The organism is Corynebacterium sp. (assembly GCF_030532325.1).
Classification (GTDB): domain Bacteria; phylum Actinomycetota; class Actinomycetes; order Mycobacteriales; family Mycobacteriaceae; genus Corynebacterium.
Map to the genome: position 1 here is coordinate 18789 of NZ_JAUNLS010000020.1, position 21708 is coordinate 40496.

The following is a 21708-nucleotide window of genomic DNA, read 5'->3' on the forward strand; positions in this document are numbered from 1 at the left end:
TGGGGCTGATGGGGCTGATGGGGTCGGTGGTCAGGTTCCGGGCCTGCCCGGGGAGAAATCACATTCGGCCCTGGAAAAGGCGCGGGAGCTGGTCAAACGCGGGCTGGCTGACTAGTGGGTTGTGCACGCGCCGGCAAAAGATGACGGTTTCCTCATGATTTTGTGGCATGCTGTACACCTGACTTTCGCATACAAAAATTATTTGGCCGCAACCTCACCCAAGGAGCAGCACACATCGTGACCAAGAACACCGCCGCCATCGATCACGCAGTCCTCTCGCCTCTTTCCGGCGAAAGCCTGGCCCAGCACCTGCGCGAGCACCGCTTTGCGCTCTCCTTCTCCGGGCAGGGCTACCCGTGGCTGCCCACCCTGCGCGAGGCCATCGCCGCCGGCGCCGGCAGCACCCTGGGCAGGCACCTCAAGGAGGCCGCTGAGCTGATCGCCCCGGTGGCCGATGAGCTCGCCGCCTACACCGTGCACGGCTTCACGCCGTTGGAATGGGCCGCGGCCAGGGAAGGGGAAGAGCCCTCCGCGGCGCTGCTGGCTGAATCCGCCGTGTCCACCCCGGGCATTGTTACCGCGCAGGTGGCCGTGCTGGAGTCCCTGCGCGCCCAGGGCCTGGAGCCGCGCGAGGCAGTCGCGGCCATCGGCCACTCCCAGGGCGCCTTGGCCACCTACGTGGCCGCCGGGCGCGCCACCGCCGCCGAGGCCATCGCGCTGGGCCAGCTCATCGGTGCGGCGATCACCGCCACCGCGCGCCTGCGCGGGCTGGTGCGCACCGCGCAGGGCTCCCCGATGGTGGCCGTCAACGGAATCAGCCGCGAGGAGCTGGAGGCCACCGGCATGCACATCGGCCTGCGCAACGGGCGTGAGCGCTTCGTCATGGTGGGCCCGGCCGCCCAGTTGCGTGCCGCGCAGGAAAAGCTGGAGGCGCGCGCCGCGCGCTCAGCGCAGCAGGCGGAGAAGAAGCAGCGCGGCGGGCGGGCCTTTGCCCCGAGCTTCGTCCCGCTCGACGTGCAGTGCGCCTACCACCACCCGGCCATGCACGAGGCCGTGGACATGGTGGAGCGCTGGGGCGCGCAGGCGGGCATCGACGCCGAGCTGGTGGCCGAGGCCGCGCGCGCGGTGCTCACTGACACCGTGGACTGGCCGGCCGCGGTGGCGGGCGCCATCGACGCCGGCGCCGAGTGGATCCTGGAGTGCGGCCCGGCCGCCGGCGTGGAGCCGCTGACCCGCCGCGCCGCTGAGGGCCGCGGGGTGGGCACGCTCGTGGTGAGCGGCAACGAGGGCCAAGCCCAGCTTTTCGACGCCGGCCGCGCCCCCACCCGCCCACAGCCCTGGAGCGCGTGGAGGCCGCGTGTGCGCGGCGAGCGCCTGGTGAGCGCGCTGACAAAGGCCACCGGCTACTCCCCGGTGATGCTGCCCGGCATGACGCCGAGCACCGTGGACCCGGCCATTGTGGCCGCCGCCGCTAACGCGGGCCACTGGGCGGAGCTGGCCGGCGGCGGGCAGTACACCGACGAGCAGCTGGCCGCCAACCTGGACAAGCTGCAGCGTCTTCTGCGCCCGGGGGTCAACGCCCAGTTCAACGCCATGTACCTCTCTGCTTCCCAGTGGCGCCGCCAGATCGTCGGCCAGCGCGCCGTGCCCAAGGCCCGCGCCCAGGGCGCGCCGATCAGCGGCATCGTCGTCTCCGCGGGGATCCCGCCCCTGGAGGAGGCCGTGGAGCTGGTGGAATCGCTGCACGCCGATAACTTCCCCTGGGTGGCCTTCAAGCCGGGCACCGTGCAGCAGATTGACCAGGTGCTGCGCATCGCCGACGCCTGCGCGGACCAGGGCATCGAGGCCCCGCTCATGCTGCAGATCGAGGGGGGCCACGCCGGCGGGCACCACTCCTGGGAGGACCTCGAGGAGCTGCTCGTGGCCACCTACGGGCGCATCCGCCAGCGATCCAACGTCATCCTGGCCGTCGGCGGCGGCATTGGAACCCCTGAGCGCGGCGCGGAATTCCTGCTGGGCACCTGGGCGCGCGCCTACGACATGCCAGACGCCCCGGTGGACGGCATCATGATCGGCACCGCCGCGATGGCCACCCGCGAATCCACCGCTTCGGAGTCAGTGAAGCAGGCGCTGGTCGCAGCCCAGCCGGCCACCGAGAATGGCGGTTGGGCACCGGCCGGCGGGGCAACCGGCTTGATTGCCTCCGGGCGCTCGCAGCTGGGTGCGGATATCCACGAGATTGATAATTCCTTCGCTCGCGCCGGGCGCCTGCTTGACGAGGTCGCCGGCGATGCCGAGGCCGTGGCCGCGCGGCGTGAGGAGATCATCGAGGCAATCTCGCACACCTGCAAGCCCTACTTCGGTGATCTCGAGTCCATGAGCTACGTCGAGTGGCTGGAGCGCTACCTGGAGCTGTCCTACCGGGGCGCCTGGGCGGATCACTCGTGGGCGCTGCGCTTCCAGCAGATGGTGGAGCGCACCGAGGCCCGCCTAAGCCCCGTCGATCACGGCGAGGTGGAGTTGCGCGTCGAGGTCGATGACGCCGCTCCCGCCGCAGCACTCTCCGCCCTGCGCGAGGCCTACGGAAAGGCCTGCGATAACGCCCTGCACCCGGCGGATGCCGCCTGGTTCCTGCTGCTTCTGCGCCAGAAGGGCAAGCCTGCCAACTTCGTGCCGGTCATCGACGCCGAAGTGCGCCGCGTGTGGCGCCAGGACACCCTGTGGCAGGCGCACGACGAGCGCTACGACGCCGACGAGGTCTGCATCATCCCGGGCACCACGGCCGTTGCCGGTATTACCCGCGCCAACGAGCCGGTGGCCGAGCTGCTCGCGCGCTTCGAGGCCGCGGCCGCCCAGGCGCTGGACGAGGCTCCGGACGCAGCAGTGGAGGAAAAGGAACCCACCCCGACCGAGCTCATCGCCGCAGCGCCCACCGTCAACTGGGCCGGGCGCGAGCAGCCCAACCCGCTGCACCGCCTGCGCCCCGAGCACGGCGCCAGCCTTAGCGAGGAGGACGGCGCCTTCTGGCTCAGCGTGCCGCTGGCACTCTCACAGGACGCCGCGCCCAGCGTAGGCGAGGCCCCGACGCTGCGCATCCGCATCACCCCGCCGAGCATCCCGGGTGCCTCCCCGGTCATCAGCACCGAGGACGCCCAGGCCGCCATGCGGGAGCTGGCACGAGTGGCCGCCGGCGGCGAGCTTCCGCAGGTCACTGACAGCGTGGCGCAGTGGGAGACCACACTGCCCGCCGCCGACCGCGCCGCCTACGCCAACGTCACCGCCGGCTACGTGGACTCCGGTGAGCTAGGTTCCACCGGCTCCGCCGCGCTGGTGGTCCCCGACGTGCTGGTGGGCAAGGCCTGGCCCGCGGTCTTCGCCGTCATCGCCGACACCCCGGCCGTCGAGGGTCTGCTCAACCTCGTTCACCTCGAGCACTCCCTGGTGCTGCACGCCAGCGAGCTGCCCGCAGAGGAGGACACCCTACGCATCACCGCCAGCGCTGGGCGCATCGCCGATACCACCGTGGGCCGCGTGGTGGAGGTGGACGTGGAGATGTGGGCGTCGTCAAGCACGGCGTCACCGATCGCCACCCTGCACGAGCGCTTTGCCATCCAGCGCCGCGCCGGCGCCGAGGCTCTCGACGTACGGCCCGCTCCGGCCAGTGCGAAGGACACGGCCCGCTCCTTCCGCCACAGCCTGCGGGCGCGCGCCCCGCGCAGCATGCGCCCCTTCGCCGTGGTCAGCGGCGACCGCAACCCCATCCACGTCTCCGACGCCGCCGCCCGCCTGGCTGGGCTGGAGCAGGGCGTCATCGTCCATGGCATGTGGACCTCCGCGCTGGCGCAGCTGGCGGCGGGCTTCGACGGCGCACGCGTGCGCGAGTGGAGCACGTCCATGCTCGCGCCCGTGCTGCCCGGCGCCGAGGTGGACTTCCGTGTGGAGCGCACGGGCATTGACACCCGCGCCGGCTACGGGGAGATCCGCTCAGTGACCGCCACCTGCCAGGGCACCCCCGTGCTCGAGGCGCGCGCCACCATGTCCGCCCCGCGCACCTTCTATGGCTTCCCCGGCCAGGGCATTCAGTCCCAGGGGATGGGCATGGAGGCCTTCGCCTCCTCACCGGCCGCGCGCCGCGTGTGGGAGCGCGCGGACCGCCACACCCGCGAGCACCTGGGCTTTAGCATCCTAGAGATCGTGCGCACCAACCCGCGCTCGGTCACCGTGAATGGGGAGTGCTTCTCCCACCCGGAGGGCGCGCTCTTCCTCACCCAGTTCACGCAGGTGGCCATGGCCACGCTGGGTTGCGCGCAGATCGCGGAGATGAAGGAGGCCGGCGTCCTGGAGAACGATGCCTTCTTTGCCGGGCACTCCGTGGGCGAGTACAACGCGCTGGCGGCCTACGCCGAGGTGCTCTCCCTGGAGGCCGTGGTGGAGATCGTCTACGTGCGCGGCCTGACCATGCACCGCCTGGTGGAGCGCGACGCCCAGGGCGTGTCCAACTACGGCCTGGCGGCGCTGCGCCCCAACAAGATGGGCATGGGCTCCCACGAGGTCTTCGAGTACGTGGCCGGCATGGCTGAGCGCACCGGCGAGTTTCTGGAGATTGTTAATTACAACATCGACGGCGTGCAGTACGCCGTGGCCGGTACCCGCGCCGGGCTCAAGGCCCTGGCTGCTGACGCCGAACGCCGCGCGCCGGGCAAGCGCGCCTTCATCCGCATCCCCGGCATCGACGTGCCCTTCCACTCCACGCACCTGCTGGGTGGTGTGCCCGCCTTCCGCGAGCACCTCGATTCCCTCATCCCGGCGGACGTGGACCTGCACCTGCTGGTGGATCGCTACGTGCCCAACCTGGTGGCCCGCCCGTTCAGCCTGGAGCGGGACTTTGTGGAGGCCATGGCGCAGGTGGTGGATTCCCAGCCCATCGCCGAGATCCTCGCGGACTACCCGGCCGCGGCGGCCGACCCCACCAGCCTGGGCCGCACCCTGCTCATCGAGCTGCTGGCCTGGCAGTTCGCCTCCCCGGTGCGCTGGATCGAAACCCAGGACCTGCTGCTGAGCCCGCAGGGCAGCACCGCCGGCGCGGGCACTGAGGGCCTGGGCGTGGAGCGCTTTGTGGAGGTAGGCGTGGGTTCGAGCCCCACGCTGGCCAACATGCTGGGCCAGACCCTGCGCCTGCCGCAGTACGCGGGCCACCCCATTGAGGTGCTCAACGCCGAGCGCGACCGTCCGCAGGTCTTTGCCGAGGACGCCGTAGCCGCGCCGGTGGCTGACACGGCCAGGGAAGATACTGCGGAAGACATTGCGGAGGCTGAGCCCGCCGCCGAGCCGCTAGCACCTCAGCAGGCAGCGCCGGCGCCTGCGTCTGCGTCTGGGGCCGTACCGGCAGAGGCCGCCGCTGCCGCCGCACCGGCCGATCAGCCCTTCCGCGCGCAGCTGGCCACCGAGATGCTCGTGTGCCTGTGGACCAAGGTCCGCCCCGATCAGATCGGCGCCACCGACACCATCGAGGCACTCGTGGAAGGCGTGTCCTCCCGCCGCAACCAGCTGTTGCTGGATCTCGGCGTGGAGTTTGGCCTGGGCGCCATCGACGGCGCCGCCGAGGCGCCCCTGCCCCAGCTGCAGGAGAAGGTGGCCTCCCTGGCCAAGGGCTACCAGGCCTTCGGGCCGGTGCTGGGCGAGCACGTGGCCGAGACCCTGCGCAGGCTCACCGGCCCGGCGGGCAAGAAGCCCGCCTACGTGGCCGAGCGCGTCACCGAGACCTGGGGTTTGGGCCGCGGCTGGGCCGACCGCGTCACCGCGGAGCTGGTGCTCGGCGTGCGCGAGGGCTCCTCCCTGCGCGGCGGTGAGCTGGCCACCCTGGGCGCTGCCGGTACATCCGTCAGCCCCTCCTCGGCAGCAGAGCTGGACGCTCTCATCGACGCCGGCGTGGACTCCGCCGCCGCGCGCGCCGGGGTGAGCATCACCAAGCCCACCGCAGCCGCCGCGGGTAGCGGGGCAGTGGTGGACTCCGCGGCCCTGGAGGCCTACGCCGAGCGCATCGAGTCCTCCCTGGCGGAGACCGCCCGCACCCTGCTGGCCCAGCTGGGCCGCGAGGAGGCCGCCGAACAGGCCGCCGCCGAGCCGGACACCCTGGCGGATCTCGTCGCCGCGGAGCTGGGCGCCGACTGGGCCACGCAGGTCGCCCCGCGCTTCGACGCGGATAAGGCTGTGCTTCTCGACGATCACTGGGCCACCGCCCGCGAGGACATCGCCCGCGTGGCCGCCGGCCAGTGCGCGGCGGAGGAGATTGACGTGGTCGGCGCCGGCGAGGCCGCAGCGCAGATCGCGGACTTCTACGGCCTGCCGGAGCTTGCCCGCCAGGCCCGCAGCGAGCAGCGCGAGGGCCGCGCCCTGGCGCATGCCGGGCAACTCGCCGTGGTCACCGGAGGTTCGCCGCGCTCCATCGCGGCTGCCATCATCGGCCAGCTGCTGCGTGAGGGCGCACAGGTGGTGGCCACCACCTCCCGCCTGGACCACGAGCGCCTGGAGTTCTACAAGCAGCTCTACCGCAGCCACGCCGCCGGCAGCGCCCAGCTGTGGGTGGTCCCGGCCAACTTGAGTTCCTTTGCGGATGTGGACTCCCTGGTGGAGTGGATCGGTTCTGAGCAGACCGCCACCGTGGGCGGGAAGTCCACCGTGCTCAAGCCGGCCATGGTCCCGGATATGCTCTTCCCCTTTGCCGCCCCGCGCGTGGCCGGCACGCTGGCTGAGGCCGGCGCCAGCGCCGAGTCCCAGATGCGCCTGCTGCTGTGGTCGGTGGAAAAGCTCATCGCGGGCCTGAGCACCCTGGGCGCGGATACCAGCGTGGGCCATCGCCTGCACGTGGTGCTGCCGGGCTCGCCCAACCGCGGACGCTTCGGCGGCGACGGCGCCTACGGCGAGTCCAAGGCGGCCCTCGACGCACTGGTCACCCGCTGGAAGGCGGAGCCGGTGTGGGGGCAGCGCACCTCGCTGGTGCACGCCCACATCGGCTGGGTGCGTGGCACCGGGCTGATGGGCGGCAACGACCCCATGGTGGAGCTGGTGGAGGCCCGCGGGGTGCGCACCTTCTCCACGGAGGAGATTGCCCAGCAGCTGCTGCGCGAGGGCGCGAGCGTGTCCGCCCGCGAGCACTCCGCCGCCGCGCCGCTCACGCTGGATCTCACCGGCGGGCTGGCCGAAGCCGAGCTCAACCTGCCGGAGCTGGCCCGCGAGGCGGCCCGGCGCGCTGAGCAGGCTGCGAGCGGTGAGGACGCGGGGGCGTCGCCCAGCGCCAGCGCATCAGAGCCCAGCATGCACGCGCCGCGCACCGTGGCCGCCCTGCCCAACGCCCTGGCGCCGCTGCGCTGGACCACCCCGGACTTTTCCGGCTGTGCGCAGGCCCTGGAGGAGATGGTGGTCATCGTCGGCGCCGGCGAGCTAGGCCCGGTGGGCTCCTCGCGCACCCGCTACGAGGTGGAGGTCGGAGGCGATCTCTCCGCGGCCGGCGTGCTGGAGCTGGCCTGGAGCCGCGGGCTCATCGAGTGGGACGCCACCGCCGCGGCTTGGGTGAGCGCCGAAGGCGTCGAGCTGGATGAGGCCGAGGTCTACGAGCGCTTCCACGACGAGGTGCTGGCCGAGCTCGGCGTGCGCCGCTACCACGATGACTTCGGCCCGCACATGCCCATGGTGGATAACCTCGCCCCGGAGCTGACCACCATCTACCTGGAAAAGCCGCTGACCTTCACGGTGGCGGACGAGGAGACCGCGCGCACCTTTGCCGCCGAGGTAGAGGGCACCCGCGTGTCCTTCGACGGCGAGGAGTGGCAGGTCACCCGCCCGGCGGGCTCTCCGGTGAGGGTTCCGCGCCGGGTGGCCATGACCCGCTTTGTGGGCGGGCAGATCCCGGAGGGCTTCGACCCGGCGGTCTATGGCATCCCGGCGGACATGATCGATAACCTCGACCGCGTTGCGCTGTGGAACATCGTGTGCACTGTCGACGCCTTCCTCTCCGCCGGCTTCAGCCCCGCCGAGTTGCTCGCTAGTGTGCACCCGGCGCGCGTGTCCTCCACCCAGGGCACCGGCATGGGCGGCATGGCCTCGCTGCGCTCGCTGTACGTGGATAAGCTCTTGGCACAGTCGCGTCCCAACGACATCCTGCAGGAGGCGCTGCCCAACGTCATCGCGGCGCACGTCATGCAGTCCTACGTGGGCGGATACGGCCAGATGGTGCACCCGGTGGCCGCCTGCGCCACCGCGGCGGTGTCCGTGGAGGAGGGCGTGGACAAGCTGCGCCTGGGCAAGGCGGACTTCGTGGTGGCCGGCGGAATCGATGACCTTTCCATCGAGGGCATCACCGGTTTCGGCGATATGGCCGCCACCGCGGACTCCGCGGAGATGGAGGCCAAGGGCATCGAGCACCGCTTCTTCTCCCGGGCCAATGACCGCCGCCGCGGCGGCTTCATCGAGTCCGAGGGTGGTGGAACCATCCTGCTCACCCGCGGTGATCTGGCCGCGGATCTGGGGCTGCCGGTGCTCGGCGTGGTGGGTTACGCGGAGTCCTTCGCCGACGGCGCCCACACCTCCATCCCAGCCCCCGGCATGGGTGCGCTGTCGGCCGCCCGCGGCGGGCAGGACTCCCGCCTGGCCCGGGCGCTGAGTGAGTTGAGCGTGAGCCCGGATGAGATCGCGGTGGTGTCCAAGCATGACACCTCCACCAACGCTAACGATCCCAACGAGTCCGACTTGCACGAGCGCCTCGCCGCCGCCCTGGGGCGCGCGGAGGGCAATCCGCTTTTTGTCATCTCGCAGAAGACCCTGACCGGCCACGCCAAGGGAGGCGCCGCCGCCTTCCAGCTGGTGGGGCTGACCCAGGTGCTGCGCGAGGGCATCCTGCCGCCCAACCGCAGCCTGGACTGTGTGGATCCAGTGCTGCGCCGCCACGGCCATCTGGTGTGGCTGCGCGAGAAGCTGGATCTGGCCGCGGACGGGCGCGCGCCGAAGGCCGGCCTGGTCACCTCGCTGGGCTTCGGGCACGTCTCCGCGCTCATCGCCGTGGTGCACCCGGGAGCCTTCCTCGCCGCGCTAGCGGCCGAGCGGGGCCAGGAGGCCGCGGAGGCCTGGGAAGCGGCCGCACGGGCCCGCGAGCTGGCCGGTCTGCGCCGCATCGAGGCGGCCATGCGCGGCGGCGCCGCCCTTTACGAGCGCCCGGTGGATCGCAACCTCGGCGGCACCGGCGATGCCGTCAAGGAGCGCGAGGCGGCCGTGCTGCTCGATGCCTCTGCCCGCCTGCGTGGCGGCGTCCTGTGCGTGGGAGAGGAGCTTTCCGGAGAAAAGAGCTAAGCCCACGGGGGTAAAAAGCCCCGCGATACTCCCAGCGTGCAGTCACTTAAACGATAAAGAAGCAGGTCAGCCCGTTTGAAGTTCGCCCAAAGCGTGGGGCACCATGCAATGGTGAAAAATAACTCTAAGCTTTGGAAAATTGTCGGCGCGGTGGCTGCGGTGGCCGCCACCGTGACCATCGGCGGCTGCTCCTCGCAGGGCGGCGCCCCGCAGCCTGAGAAGGACGGCGAGCTCGCCGGCGGCGTGGACACCGAGCGCCTGACCGTCGCGATGATTTCTCACGGCGCACCGGGCGATACCTACTGGGATCTGGTGCGCAAGGGCGCGGAGGACGCAGCGAAGAAGGACAACATCGAGCTGCGCTACTCCTCCGACCCGCAGGCCCCCAACCAGGCCAACCTGGTCCAGTCCGCCATCGACTCCGGCGTGGACGGCATCGCCGTGACCATGCCTAACGCCAAGGCCATCGGCCCGGTGGCCCAGAAGGCCGTCGACGCCGGCATCCCCACCGTGGGCCTTAACGCTGGCATGGATGACTACCAGGAGTACGGCATGAGCGGATTCTTCGGCCAGGAGGAGAAGGTCGCCGGCACCAAGGCAGGCGAGCGCCTCAAGGAGGAGGGCGCCAAGCACGCGCTGTGCGTCATCCACGAGCAGGGCAACTCCTCCCAGGAGTCCCGCTGCGCCGGCGTGAAGGAGGGCATGGGCGGCAACGTCGAGTTGCTCTACGTCAACGGCCAGGACCTCACCTCGGTGCAGTCCACCGTCAACGCCAAGCTCTCCCAGGACAAGTCCATCGACTGGGTCATGGCGCTGCAAGCACCCGTGGCCCTGCGCACCACCGAGGCCGTCAAGGAGTCCGGCTCCGAGGCTAAGGTGGCCACCTTCGATACGGACGCCGAGCTTGTCGACGCCATCTCCCGCGGCGACGTCGAATTCGCCGTCGACCAGCAGCCCTACCTGCAGGGCTATCTCGCGGTGGATTCCCTGTGGCTGGCCCACCGCAACGGGACCACCCTGGGCGGCGGCCGCCCCGTCTATACGGGTCCTTCCTTCGTGGATAAGGACAACGTGGACATCATCTCCGAGTCCGCCAAGGCGGGCCTGCGATGACGGAAGCCGCCTCGGCACCGACTACTACCGATGAGCGCCTCGCTACCCGCGGGGCGCTGTCGCGCGTTATCCGGCGCCCCGAACTCGCCAGCCTGCTCGGCGCGGTGGTCATCTTTACCCTGTTCATGATCGTCGCCCCGTCCTTCCGCTCCTTCGAGGCGATGTCCACGGTGCTCTACGCCAGCTCCACGTTGGGCATCGTGGCCCTGGCCGTGGGCCTGCTCATGATCGGCAACGAATTCGATCTGTCCTCCGGCGTGGCGGTGACCACCTCCGCGCTGGTGGCTACCATGCTCAACTACAACCTGCACCTCAACTCCTGGGTGGGCGCGGGAATGGCCCTGATCACCTCGCTGGCCATCGGCGCGCTCAACGGTTTCCTCGTGGTGCGCACCAAGATCGATTCCTTCCTCATCACGTTGGCGGCCTTCCTTATGCTGCAGGGGCTTAACCTGGCGGTGACCAAGCTGGTCACCGGCCAGGTGGCCACCCCGTCCATTTCTGACATGGACGGCTTTGACTCCGCCCGCGTGGTCTTCGCCGGCACCATCCACGTCGGCCCGTTGAGCATCCGCGCCACCGTGCTGTGGTGGGTCTTCTTCGTGGCGGTGGCCTCCTTGGTGCTCTACAAGACCCGCTTTGGCAACTGGATCTTCGCCGTCGGCGGCGACGAGGACGCCGCGCGCGCCGTGGGCGTTCCCGTGCGCCGGGTGAAGATCACCCTGTTCATGCTCGTCGGCTTCGCCGCCTGGTTCGTGGGCATGCACACCCTCTTTGCCTTCAACGCCATCCAGGCCGGGCAGGGCATCGGCAACGAGTTTCTCTACATCATCGCCGCGGTCATCGGCGGCTGCGCCATGACTGGCGGCCGCGGCACCGCGGTGGGCACCGCCATCGGCGCCCTTATCTTCGGCATGACCAACCAGGGCATCGTCTACGCCGGCTGGAACCCCGACTGGTTCAAGTTCTTCCTCGGCGCGATGCTGCTGTGGGCCGTGCTCACCAACACCTCCGTTGCCAACTTCACGAGGAAGCGATAGCCATGATCGAGCTGAAAAACATCACGCAGACCTTTGGCAACTTCCACGCGCTGCGCGGCGTGAACCTGCGCCTGGCCGAGGGCACCGTGACCTGCGTGCTGGGCGATAACGGCGCCGGCAAGTCCACCCTGATCAAGATCCTCGCCGGGCTCAACCAGCCCACCGGGGGAGAGATCCTCGTTGACGACGAACCGATCACCTTTGCTAGCCCCCGCGACAGCCTCGACGCAGGCATCGCCACCGTCTACCAGGACCTAGCACTCGTGCCCTCGCTCTCGGTGTGGCGCAACTTCTTCCTGGGCCAGGAACTCACCGGCACCTTCGGTGCGCTCAAGCAGGCCGAGATGCGCCGCATCACCGCCGAGCAGCTCGCGGAGATGGGCATTGTGCTTGGCGACGTCGACGTTGAACTCGGCGCGCTTTCCGGCGGCCAGCGCCAGGTGGTGGCCATTGCCCGTGCCATCTACTTCGGCGCGCGCTACATCGTGCTCGACGAGCCCACCGCCGCCCTCGGCGTGAAGCAATCCGCCATGGTGCTGCGCTTTATCGACGCCGCCCGCGAGCGCGGCATGGGCGTAGTCTTCATTACCCACAACCCCCAGCACGCCTTCCTGGTGGGCGATCACTTCGTGGTGCTCAACCTGGGCCAGGCGGTGCTGGACAAGCCCAAGGAAGAGACCACCATCGACGAGCTCACCCAGTGGATGGCCGGCGGCGAGGAGCTCGAGGACCTGCGCCGCGAGCTCGGCAGGGCCTAAGCTAGGTGCCCATGAGCATTTCGGTGGGCACCGACCTGGTGCACATTCCCGCATTCGCCGCCCAGCTCGAGGTCCCCGGCACCCGCTTTGCCCGGGTCTTCAGCGCGGCGGAGCTGCGGGTGGCGGCGAGCAAGGGCGCGCGCCGCGCCGAGCACCTGGCGGGGCGCTGGGCGCTTAAGGAGGCCTTTCTCAAGGCCTGGGCGCAGGCCCGCTACGGTAGCCCGCCGGTGCTGGCGGAGGAGGACCTGGACTGGTCCGAGATCGAGGTGCGTCCCGATGCCTGGGGCAGGGTAGCGGTATCAGCCCGCGGGGAGGTCGCCCGGCTCATGGGGGAGAGTCTGGGGCGGTGGGACGTGGGGGCGTCGCTTAGCCACGATGGCGAGTACGCCACCGCCACCGTCATTCTCACGGTGCTCTAAGCGCCAGTGGCTACCGCGAAGAGGTAGGCGATGAGCATGCGCTTAATCTCTGACACCACGTCCTCAAAGTTCTCCGGCTCCCCGGAGACGGCGTAGTTGAGCAGGGAGACCACCGTGTGCACGAGGAAACCGGCCAGCTCGATGCGATCCTCGTAATCCATGCCCTGGGCCAGCGGTTCCAGGATGGCCGCTAGGGGCGTGAGCAGCGAGAGCTCCGTATCGGCTGCCGTGGCGCGGGTAGCCGGGGTGGACTGCACTGCGTGCCACACCGCCCGGCGGGAGGGATCCTCGCGCCACATGCGCGCCAGGTGGTCGATGAACTCGTCGAGGAAGTCTGGCCACTGCAAGGCGGGCACGTGCTGCGAGAAACGCTCGATTTCCGCGAGGTTCTCCGCGGCGTCCTGGCGGTCCAGCTCGCAGATGAGCACGTATTTATTGGCAAAAAACTGGTAGAGCGTGCCGATGGGTACCTCGGCGCGGCGTGAGACTTCGTCGAAGGTGAAGGATTCAAAGCCGACCTCAACAAGCACATCGCGCGCGGCCTGCAGGATGCGGTTGTAGCGTTCGCGGCTGCGGGCCTGTGCAGGGCGGCGCCGGGGAACCAGCAGCTCCGGTGACGAAGAAGAGGAGCTCACGGTCTAGTTGAGGCCTTTCAGCACGCGGGCGACGTGGCCGGTGGCCTTAACGTTGTAGAGAGCCTGACCGATGGTGCCGTCAGCCTCAACAACGAACGTGGAGCGAATAACCCCCTGGACGATCTTGCCGTAGTTCTTCTTCTCCCCGAAGGCGCCGTAGGCCGTCATGACTTCCTTGTCTGGATCGGAGAGCAGCGGGAAGTTGAGCTCGTGGTCTTCGCGGAACTTGGCCAGGGCCTCGGGCTTATCGGGGGAAATGCCCACCACGGCGATGTTCATGCCGTTGAGCTGCTCCAGGGAATCGCGGAAGTCGCAGGCCTCCTTGGTGCAGCCCGGGGTGTTTGCTCGCGGGTAGAAGTAGACCACGACGCGCTGGCCGGCATAGTCGCTCAAGCTAATGGTGTTGCCTTTGTCATCGCTCAAAGAAAAGGCAGGGGCGGTATCTCCAACGGCTAGACGCTTTGCTTCAGTCATGGGGTCTACTTTACCTTGCGGGCAGGGCCAAGATAGTCGCTGCCGTTGCCCTCTAGCCATTACTTAGCCAGAAAACTATCCATTGCTCCTTGGAGAGTGAGCACCACACCACTACCGTGGGGAGAGGGAATAGGGATAGCCGGGCGCTACTCCTTGCGCAAGTAATACTTTCGTGCAAGAACAGCATCCGCTGCTCTTCCGTCTTACTGCGGGTGAGCAACTGCTATGCCTTCATGAAACAGTGGGGATACAAGAGAAGCCGCCACTGCAAGACTCAAAGCTCTTTTCTTAATGCTCATCAGATACCCTTCTTGGAATTTTGGTGTGGAACGGATCTGGCTTTTATCAATGGTGATAAATAGTCTTTGGCTATCGCATGGCGCCTTCTAGCCATTCTTAAGCATGGGCGCTTTTGAGTGGACTCGAAGTTGCTTAAGCCGCAAATTTGGTTACTGGATATTCGGTGAACTAGATGCGCGGAAAAGGGGAGGAAGAACGAAAGGATACAAAATTGAATTTTTCTTGCAATTCAATACAAAAGACGGTACAAATCCTGCTGTTCTGGCTCGGTTGGGAGGGTTGCGTGGGGTGACCGTGGGTATCATGCGCTGGGGCCGGTGGGCACTGTAGACTAACGACGTTAGAGCCTAGAAAACCTAGAAATCCCCGGAAATCTACGTAGGAGATAAAAGTGGCACGCAACATTGACGATATCCAGCGCGACATCGAGCGCACCCGCCGTCAGCTGGCTAGCACGCTTGATGAGCTGGCGGAACGCAGCAAGCCGAAGAACTTTGTAGAGGACGCCAAGGGTGCCGCTACGGAGAAGCTGCAGGATCGCAATGTGCAGATGGCGCTGGCCGGTGTGGGCGCTGCAGTCGTGGGCCTCATTGCCCTGTCGGTGTTCCGCTCCAAGCGTCGTAAGAATGACATCAAGGAGCTGCAGCGTCTGCTCGCCGAGCGCCGCTAAGCACGTACTCTTGCGCCCCGCACTGCCACCCGCAGGCGGGGTGTTTGCTTATTTCCGCCCTAGAATTCGCCGAGGGCTATCGCCGGACCCAGCCACATATTGATCAATCCGGCTCGGGTAGGCGGTTGCGCGGTACGTTTTCGCAAATAAGCAGATTTGCACACGATTGCACAATCGTGTTCTCGTCAAAACGTACCGTCGCGTCTAGGATTTTGACGTGCTCGGCCCTAGAATCTCAAGGTGCTCGGCCACGGCCCGTGCAACGCGAAGCCCCCGCCGGAGATGACCCCGGCGGGGGTAGATTGTGCGCCATCAGGGACTCGAACCCCGAACCCACTGATTAAGAGTCAGTTGCTCTACCAATTGAGCTAATGGCGCTCATGTTGTCGTGCTAGCCGAGCTGGTCTGTGCGGTTCCTTACTGGAACTTTCCTGACCGGCTGACTGCCTGCCGTGCAACGAGATGTAACTTTAACACCCTTGTTGAAGAAAGGTAAAATCGCCAGCTCAGCGCATGTTTCTGGGCTTGCGTCTGCGCATGGTTATGGGCGCGCTGCGGGCGGCCTTGAAGGGTGGGGGTGATGGCCGATAACGAATCGGTTAACGGCTGAAGTGTCATATGGTCTTTTGGAGGATCGCGGGATAACCTAGGTGAGAAATTTGCTCGTTTCGTTGTTTGAGGGCTCCCTGTGACTTTTTCCCTTTCCTCTATGCGCCGCGTTGCCGCGGCCGCTTCTCTTTCTCTAGTCGTCGCGATGAGCGCGGCGTGCACCATTGACTCCACCGCCGAAGACCGTAAGGAGGAGGCGGCGTCGAGTGAGGTGTCGTCAAGCAAGGCCGCTGAAGCCTCCCAGGCAAAGAAGCCGGCGCTGGATATCTCCGTGAAGAACGGCGCAAAGAACGTCGACCCCTCCGAGCCCGTGACGGTGAAGTCCTCCTCCAAGCTGAAGTCTGTGACCATGACCAACGAGCTGGGCACCGTGGTGGAGGAGGAACTGTCCAAGGATGGTAAGTCCTGGAGTACCGCGGAGGTGCTGGGGTACAACCACACCTACACCTTGGACATCGTGGATTCCGAGGGTAAGAACAAGACCGTGACCATCTCCACCCCGCAGGCCGCGGGTGTCTCTGAGGTTGCGCTCTCGCCGCTGCCCGATTCTGAGGTCGGCGTGGGCCAGGTCATCGGCGTGCGCTTTGGTAACTACGTCACCGACCGCAAGGCGGCGGAAAAGGCGATTACCGTCAAGACCACCCCGGAGGTCGATGGTGCCTTCTACTGGATCAATAACCAGGAGGTGCGCTGGCGCCCGAAGGAGTACTGGGAGCCCGGCACCAAGGTGGAGGTCAACGTGGACCTCTATGGGCGCAACCTCGGCGGCGGGATTTATGGTGGTGAGGATGCCTCCACCAACTTCACCATCGGCGAGCGCGTGGTGACCATCGTGGACAATGCCACCAAGACCATGAAGGTGTACAAGAGCGGCGGGCTGCTGCGGGAGATCCCCGTCTCTCTCGGCACCGACGGCCAGTGGGATACCCCCAACGGCCGCTACGTGATTGGTGACGAATACGAGAGTCTCGTCATGGATTCCTCCACCTTTGGCCTGGCTCTCGACGCGGGCGGCTACCGCACCAACGTTCAGTACGCCACCCAGATGTCCTATTCCGGCATCTTCGTGCACGCAGCGCCGTGGTCTGTGGGCGCGCAGGGCGTGTACAACCAGTCCCACGGCTGCGTCAACGTCACCACGGAGGCGGCGCAGTGGTTCCAGTCTGTGGTCAAGCGCGGTGACATCGTCCGCGTGGTCAACACCGGCGGCGAGACTCTGAGCCCCTTCGACGGCCTGGGTGACTGGAACATGGACTGGGAGACCTGGTCCAAGGGCAACGCCGACGAGAACCGGTAGCCGTGCCTGCCTGACGCTTGCTTGGCGATGCCCCCTAGCGCGCAATCACCGCAGTGGTTGCGCGCTTTTTGTGCGTTGACCCTGGAAGAGACGCTTATGGAAGCGGCGGCCCCGGAAAAGGCCGCCCTGGCAGCGTTGGCCTGAGAATTAGCGCTCGGCCCAGCTCTCGTGCTAGCTCTCAGACCAGCGGGACGCTGAATCAGAGGCGGGTATATGCGATCGTTGCCAAAATCGAACCTTTCCGTTTTCACTGCGTGTTCATTTGGCGCACAAGGACTGTTTCCAGTGATGCACTGCTCTGGGGGAGGCGTGCCCAAGCCCCTGAAGCCCTAACGAACGCCTACTGAAAACAAAGAAGTTCGATTTAGGACGATAAGGGGTATGTGCTCGCGGATGCTGAGCCGGATTCCCAGGGCGATGCTGAGCCGGATTCCTGGAGCGGAGACGGGCGGGAAAAAGAAAACGACTCAGGGCCCCAGCGTGTGTGCCGGGGCCCTGAGACCTTTGGGGTGGCTGACGGGGCTCGAACCCGCGACACCCAGGATCACAACCTGGTGCTCTACCAACTGAACTACAGCCACCATCGCTGCTTTAAAGCAGCACGGATAAGAGTAACCCACCCGCCGCGATTTACAAAAACGCCTGGTAGTCGGCGGTTGTGACTTGTTTGAGCTGAGTTGCCTCCTCGGAGGAGGGGCCTTCGTCGGTGCGGAAGACACTGCGGCGGTAGAAGTCCAGTTCGCGGATTGACTCGATAATGTCCTGCAGTGCGCGGTGTGCCATGCCCTTCTCGGGCTGGTTGAAGTACGCCCGCGGATGCCAGCGCCGCGCTAGCTCCTTGATGGTGGAGACGTCGATCATGCGGTAGTGGAGGGCGTCGTCAAGCCGGGGCATGTGGGTGCGGATGAAGGAACGATCTGTGGCGATGGAATTGCCGGCCAGTGGGGCGGGGTGCTCGGGGTCGCAGTGCTTGGCGATGAGCTCGAGCACCGCGTCTTCGGCCTCCTTGATGCTGACGGTGGACTCGCGGATTTCCTTGTCCAGTCCCGAGTTGGCGTGCATGGTGGTGACAAAGTCATCCATCTCCGCCAGCTCCTCCTCGGTGGCGTGGACGACGAGGTCGATGCCCTCGTCGAGGATGGTGAGGTTCGCGTCCGTGATGACGGCGGCGACCTCAACGATGACGTGGCGGGAGGGATCCAGGCCGGTCATCTCCAGGTCGATCCAGACGAGTCGGTCATTCTTAGCGGCAATTTCAGTCATGCAATCCAGCTTAGCTGCTGGGCCGGACGCGAGATTTGGGGGTAGCGGGGGTGGCTTCGGCGCTAACTTTTTAGAGCGCACGAGGCTGACACGGGCGAGGTTCATTGACAGTGCTGTCCCAGCGCATTAATTTTCTATCAACCGATAGGTCGCTTTTTGTGGCGCGGTTGGCGTGAAAGCACATGTAAAAATTCAGTGATTTCTCTCACCTAACGGGATGGGTCTGATCCATGATAGGAGAAGCCCTCTGGCGTGACGGCACTCACAGTTTACGGAAAGTAGGTTCCCAAGATGGCTGATTTCTTGGATACTCTCAACTCTCTCATCTGGTCACCCGCCCTCGTCTTCCTCTGTCTGGGCGCGGGCGTGTACTTCACACTTGTCACCAAGTTCCTGCAAATCCGCTGCCTGCCCGACATGATCAAGCAGCTGAAGAACGGCGAGAAGTCCGCCAACGGCGTCTCCTCCTTCCAGTCGCTCATGATCTCCCTGGCCGGACGCGTGGGCGTGGGCAACATCGCCGGCGTGGCCACGGCCATCGCCTTCGGCGGGCCAGGTGCGGTGTTCTGGATGTGGGCGGTGGCCCTGCTGGGCTCGGCGACGTCCTTCGTGGAATGTACGCTGGCGCAGGTCTACAAGGAGAAGGACCAAGACACCGGTGAGTACCGCGGCGGCCCCGCCTACTACATCGAGAAGGCCTACAAGCACACCAAGGCCGCGCCCTTCATGGTCTTCTACGGCATCGTCTTTGCCGTCGCCATGATCCTGGCCACCAGCTACTTCCTGCCGGGCATCCAGGCCAACGGCGTGGCCGCTGCCGTCAACGAGGCGTGGAACGTGGACTTCAAGTGGTCCGCCGCCCTCCTGGCCGGCGTGCTGGCGCTCATCATCATCGGTGGTGTCAAGCGCATCGCCAACTTCGCCTCCTACGTGGTCCCGGTCATGGCGGTGCTCTACATCGTCGCGGCCATCGCCATCCTGATTATCAACTACCAGGACATTCCGGACGTCTTTGGGCTCATCTTCAAGTCCGCCTTTGACCAGGAGGCCATCTTCTCCGGCATGCTGGGCGTGGCCATCATGTGGGGTGTGAAGCGCGGTATCTACTCCAACGAGGCCGGCCAGGGTACCGGCCCGCAGTCCGCTGCCGCCGCCGAGGTCTCCCACCCGGCCAAGCAGGGTTTCGTGCAGGCCTTCGCCGTCTACGTGGACACCCTCTTCGTGTGCTCTGCTACCGCGTTCATCATCATCTCCACCGGCATGTACCGCGTCTTCGAGAACGAGAGCGAGGACGGCCCGGTGCGCTACGAGGGCGTGCTGCCTTCCGACGTCGCCGTGGGCCCCGGCTTTGTCCAGCACGGCCTGGACACCCTGGTGCCGGGCTTCGGCCCGACCTTCATCGCCATCGCCATCGCGTTCTTCGCCTTCACCACCGTGCTGGCCTACTACTACATGGCGGAGGTCAACCTGACCTACTTCAACCGCTGGATCAAGAGCCGCGCCATCCGCCGCACCCTCATCTGGGTCCTGCGCGTGCTGCTGGTCGCCTCCGTTATCATCGGCGCGACCACCACTCCGGGCTCCGCCTGGGCGCTGGGCGATATCGGCGTGGGCGCTACCGCCTGGCTCAACATCGTGGCCATCCTCTTCCTGCAGGTCCCGGCGCTGAAGTGCCTGAAGGATTACAGCGCACAGAAGAAGGCCGGCCTGGACCCGCAGTTTGACCCCGAGGCCCTCGGCATCAAGAACGCGGACTTCTGGGTGGAGCGCAAGGCGCAGCGCGAGGCCGCCGCGCAGTCCCCGGCGGAGGCTTCCTCCTAAAGCCTCAAAAGCTACGCCATCTTGGAGTAGAAGCTGCCGATGAGCGGTGCCGCCACCGGCGTCGGCACAATCTTGCCCAGGGCGTTCATCACCTTCGACAGCGGCCCGGGCACTACGCGGCGCTGGTTGCGAGCCATGGCCTCGAGGGTCTCAGCGGAGCAAGACTCGTAGGTGGTCCACAGGAAGTCGGGTACCACCTTGTCCACGATGGACTGCTCCGCCTCGGGAATGTGGGCCTCGCGCACAGGGCCGGGAGCCAGCAGGGTGCAGCTCACCCCGCTGCCCTTGAGCTCGTAGTGCAGGGCCTCCGTGAAAGCGTTGACGCCGGCCTTGGTGAAGACGTAGGTGGCGTTGTTGGGGATGGAGACGTTGCCGGCCGCGGAGCCGACGTTGCAAATCGCGCCGCTGCGGCGCGGCAGCATCTGTGTCAGCGCCGCGCGGGTAAGCCGGTGCACGGCCTTGCCGTTAAGATCGAATTGTTTGGTCTCGTAGTCCCAATCCTGGTCCATGAACTTGCCAAAGCTGGCGATGCCCGCCGAGTTGATGATGATGGAAATCTGCGTGCTGTCCATGAACTCGATGACGCGGTCCACGTCCGCGGCCTGGGAAAGATCTGCCGGCAGGGCGATGGCATCGACTTCGTGCTTGGCGGAAAGCTCCGCGGCCAGCTTCTCCAGCACCTCCTTGCGGCGGGCGACGAGGATGACGTTGTAGCCCAGCGCGGCGAGATCGCGGGCCATGGCCATGCCGATGCCTTGGCTGGCGCCGGTGATCAGCGCGTAGGAGTTGCGGGAGGGCGCGGGAAGCCCGGGATTCTTAGCCATTAGGGGAGAGGTCCTTTCACCGCCGGCGCGCACCGGCGTACGTGAGGGTCAATGTTCTTATCGCGTCCAGCGTAGAGCAAAAAGCCCGCCCGGCGGCCTCCCGGATGCGCGCCGAGGCAAAAGAGGGTGAAATGGAAGGTGAAAGGAGTTCACCATGTCCGATAAACGACTCACCCGTTCCACCACCGACGCCTACCTCGGCGGCGTCTGCGGAGGCATCGCCCAGACTTACAACCTTGATCCGACTCTGGTGCGCATTCTCTTCGTTGTCGCCACCCTGCTGGGCTTTTCCGGAGTCCTGCTTTACATCATCCTGTGGATCGTGATGCCGCAGGTCTAATCACACCCCATCCACCCTGCGGGCCGCACCTACTGCAGCGGCCCGAATTCCATGAAACCGCGCCACGCCTGCCACTCATCGAGCAGGCGTGTGCGTGCGTGTGGGGGAGTGGCGACGTCGTCAAGCAGCACGGCGTCGGGCATGCGCACGCCGTTATCGAAGAAAAGCGCGGCGTGCCCCGCGGCCCCATAGCGCACCACCGGAACCAGGTTGAGCCCGTCAAAGGAGAGCGCGGCGTTGGGTCGCACGTCGAGGCCAGCAATCGCGGCCAGCGTGGGCGCAAGATCCATGGGGGAGACCAGCTCACGGCAGGTCCCCGACTCCGCCACCCCCGGCCACCACAGGGACATCGGGAGGTTGCCCTCGTTGAGGGAGCACACCGCTACCACGCCGCTGAGCTTGCCGAGGAGCTGTGGGTCCGGCTGCTCCAGCAAGCGGAAGGTGGGCTCGGTGGTGGGGGAGGTGTCCTCGCGCACCTGCCAGCCGGCGTCGGCGAAGACATCGGTGATGCGGGTGGTGGCGTGGCGCTGCGGGTATTGGCCGGTCAGCGCGGCGCGGCGGGACTGAGCATAGCTTGGCGACGCCGCCCACGCGTTACTAAAGCACATCCCCCTCAGCGCGCTCTCGGGGGCTTGGGTGAAGGTAACCAGCGTGAGATCCATGCTTTTCATCCTAGGCCGGGGCTTGCGTCCAGGCCGCCGCTTGGGGGCTTGCGTGGCGGGCAAAACCGCGCAAGCCTCGAGGCACCGTAGAAACGATGCCTCGAGGCTTGACAGTGTGCCCCCAGCAGGATTCGAACCCGC

The 21708-nt window shown here is 66.7% G+C and carries 14 protein-coding genes and 2 tRNA genes; 9 read left to right on the plus strand and 7 right to left on the minus strand.

Annotation, left to right across the window (positions count from 1 at the left end; translation table 11 throughout):
- Positions 1–297 precede the first annotated feature (297 nt).
- The 5 genes from Q4E25_RS09880 (at position 298) to Q4E25_RS09900 (ending at position 12672) form a co-directional block, all read left to right on the plus strand.
- Positions 298–9342: a type I polyketide synthase gene (locus Q4E25_RS09880; RefSeq protein WP_303156670.1), complete on the plus strand. Its 9045-nt coding sequence runs from the start codon at positions 298–300 to the stop codon at positions 9340–9342.
- A gap of 108 nt (positions 9343–9450) precedes the next feature.
- Complete coding sequence (locus Q4E25_RS09885; RefSeq protein ID WP_303156646.1) at positions 9451–10455, plus strand: sugar ABC transporter substrate-binding protein; 1005 nt, start codon at positions 9451–9453, stop codon at positions 10453–10455.
- A complete protein-coding gene (locus Q4E25_RS09890) occupies positions 10452–11495 on the plus strand; it encodes an ABC transporter permease (protein ID WP_303156648.1) in 1044 nt (347 codons plus the stop codon). The genes Q4E25_RS09885 and Q4E25_RS09890 overlap by 4 nt, the downstream gene beginning before the upstream one ends.
- Before the next feature lie 2 nt (positions 11496–11497).
- Entirely contained in the window at positions 11498–12253 is a 756-nt protein-coding gene (locus Q4E25_RS09895) for an ATP-binding cassette domain-containing protein (protein WP_303156650.1), read from the plus strand.
- A gap of 11 nt (positions 12254–12264) precedes the next feature.
- Complete coding sequence (locus tag Q4E25_RS09900) at positions 12265–12672, plus strand: holo-ACP synthase (protein ID WP_303156652.1); 408 nt, start codon at positions 12265–12267, stop codon at positions 12670–12672.
- Here Q4E25_RS09900 and Q4E25_RS09905 read toward each other — a convergent pair.
- The gene (locus tag Q4E25_RS09905; RefSeq protein WP_303156654.1) at positions 12669–13307 is read right to left on the minus strand and encodes a TetR family transcriptional regulator; all 639 of its coding nucleotides are present in this window, start codon (positions 13305–13307) and stop codon (positions 12669–12671) included. The two genes, Q4E25_RS09900 and Q4E25_RS09905, sit on opposite strands and share 4 nt — an antisense overlap.
- Positions 13308–13310: 3 nt before the next feature.
- Positions 13311–13781 carry a thioredoxin-dependent thiol peroxidase gene (gene bcp / locus Q4E25_RS09910; protein ID WP_303156656.1) on the minus strand — a complete coding sequence of 157 codons (471 nt, stop codon included), beginning with the start codon at positions 13779–13781 and terminating at the stop codon, positions 13311–13313.
- Between the two features lie 691 nt (positions 13782–14472).
- Here bcp and Q4E25_RS09915 point away from each other — a divergent pair.
- Positions 14473–14751 carry a DUF3618 domain-containing protein gene (locus Q4E25_RS09915; RefSeq protein ID WP_303156658.1) on the plus strand — a complete coding sequence of 93 codons (279 nt, stop codon included), beginning with the start codon at positions 14473–14475 and terminating at the stop codon, positions 14749–14751.
- Between the two features lie 305 nt (positions 14752–15056).
- On the opposite strand, the gene Q4E25_RS09920 is transcribed toward Q4E25_RS09915, so the two are convergent.
- Positions 15057–15129, minus strand: a tRNA-Lys gene (locus Q4E25_RS09920).
- A gap of 376 nt (positions 15130–15505) precedes the next feature.
- Between Q4E25_RS09920 and Q4E25_RS09925 the strand changes: the two genes are divergently transcribed.
- Complete coding sequence (locus Q4E25_RS09925; protein WP_303156660.1) at positions 15506–16657, plus strand: Ig-like domain-containing protein; 1152 nt, start codon at positions 15506–15508, stop codon at positions 16655–16657.
- Positions 16658–17162: 505 nt separating this feature from the next.
- On the opposite strand, the gene Q4E25_RS09930 is transcribed toward Q4E25_RS09925, so the two are convergent.
- Both Q4E25_RS09930 and orn read right to left on the minus strand, forming a co-directional pair.
- Positions 17163–17238: transfer RNA gene (locus Q4E25_RS09930), tRNA-His, on the minus strand.
- A gap of 49 nt (positions 17239–17287) precedes the next feature.
- On the minus strand, positions 17288–17920 hold the full coding sequence (orn, locus tag Q4E25_RS09935; RefSeq protein ID WP_303156661.1) for an oligoribonuclease: 633 nt from the start codon (positions 17918–17920) through the stop codon (positions 17288–17290).
- Positions 17921–18211: 291 nt separating this feature from the next.
- Between orn and Q4E25_RS09940 the strand changes: the two genes are divergently transcribed.
- Positions 18212–19741, plus strand: coding sequence for a sodium:alanine symporter family protein (locus Q4E25_RS09940; protein ID WP_303156662.1), 1530 nt, complete (start codon positions 18212–18214; stop codon positions 19739–19741).
- A gap of 11 nt (positions 19742–19752) precedes the next feature.
- Here Q4E25_RS09940 and cmrA read toward each other — a convergent pair whose 3' ends face one another.
- Positions 19753–20565: a mycolate reductase gene (cmrA, locus tag Q4E25_RS09945; protein ID WP_303156664.1), complete on the minus strand. Its 813-nt coding sequence runs from the start codon at positions 20563–20565 to the stop codon at positions 19753–19755.
- Between the two features lie 154 nt (positions 20566–20719).
- On the opposite strand from cmrA, the gene Q4E25_RS09950 reads away from it, so the two are divergent.
- Complete coding sequence (locus Q4E25_RS09950; protein WP_303156666.1) at positions 20720–20905, plus strand: PspC domain-containing protein; 186 nt, start codon at positions 20720–20722, stop codon at positions 20903–20905.
- 29 nt (positions 20906–20934) lie between these two features.
- Here Q4E25_RS09950 and Q4E25_RS09955 read toward each other — a convergent pair whose 3' ends face one another.
- Entirely contained in the window at positions 20935–21567 is a 633-nt protein-coding gene (locus tag Q4E25_RS09955) for a hypothetical protein (protein WP_303156668.1), read from the minus strand.
- Positions 21568–21708 lie beyond the last annotated feature (141 nt).

Bases quoted from the DNA above. Each gene is read 5' to 3' on its own strand.
- Q4E25_RS09940 (WP_303156662.1), top strand. From the start codon at position 18,212: ATGGCTGATTTCTTGGATACTCTCAACTCTCTCATCTGGTCACCCGCC.
- Q4E25_RS09925 (WP_303156660.1), top strand. From the start codon at position 15,506: ATGAGCGCGGCGTGCACCATTGACTCCACCGCCGAAGACCGTAAGGAG.
- bcp (WP_303156656.1), bottom strand. From the start codon at position 13,781: ATGACTGAAGCAAAGCGTCTAGCCGTTGGAGATACCGCCCCTGCCTTT.
- Q4E25_RS09955 (WP_303156668.1), bottom strand. From the start codon at position 21,567: ATGGATCTCACGCTGGTTACCTTCACCCAAGCCCCCGAGAGCGCGCTG.
- Q4E25_RS09895 (WP_303156650.1), top strand. From the start codon at position 11,498: ATGATCGAGCTGAAAAACATCACGCAGACCTTTGGCAACTTCCACGCG.
- Q4E25_RS09900 (WP_303156652.1), top strand. From the start codon at position 12,265: ATGAGCATTTCGGTGGGCACCGACCTGGTGCACATTCCCGCATTCGCC.
- Q4E25_RS09950 (WP_303156666.1), top strand. From the start codon at position 20,720: ATGTCCGATAAACGACTCACCCGTTCCACCACCGACGCCTACCTCGGC.
- cmrA (WP_303156664.1), bottom strand. From the start codon at position 20,565: ATGGCTAAGAATCCCGGGCTTCCCGCGCCCTCCCGCAACTCCTACGCG.
- Q4E25_RS09890 (WP_303156648.1), top strand. From the start codon at position 10,452: ATGACGGAAGCCGCCTCGGCACCGACTACTACCGATGAGCGCCTCGCT.
- Q4E25_RS09885 (WP_303156646.1), top strand. From the start codon at position 9,451: ATGGTGAAAAATAACTCTAAGCTTTGGAAAATTGTCGGCGCGGTGGCT.
- orn (WP_303156661.1), bottom strand. From the start codon at position 17,920: ATGACTGAAATTGCCGCTAAGAATGACCGACTCGTCTGGATCGACCTG.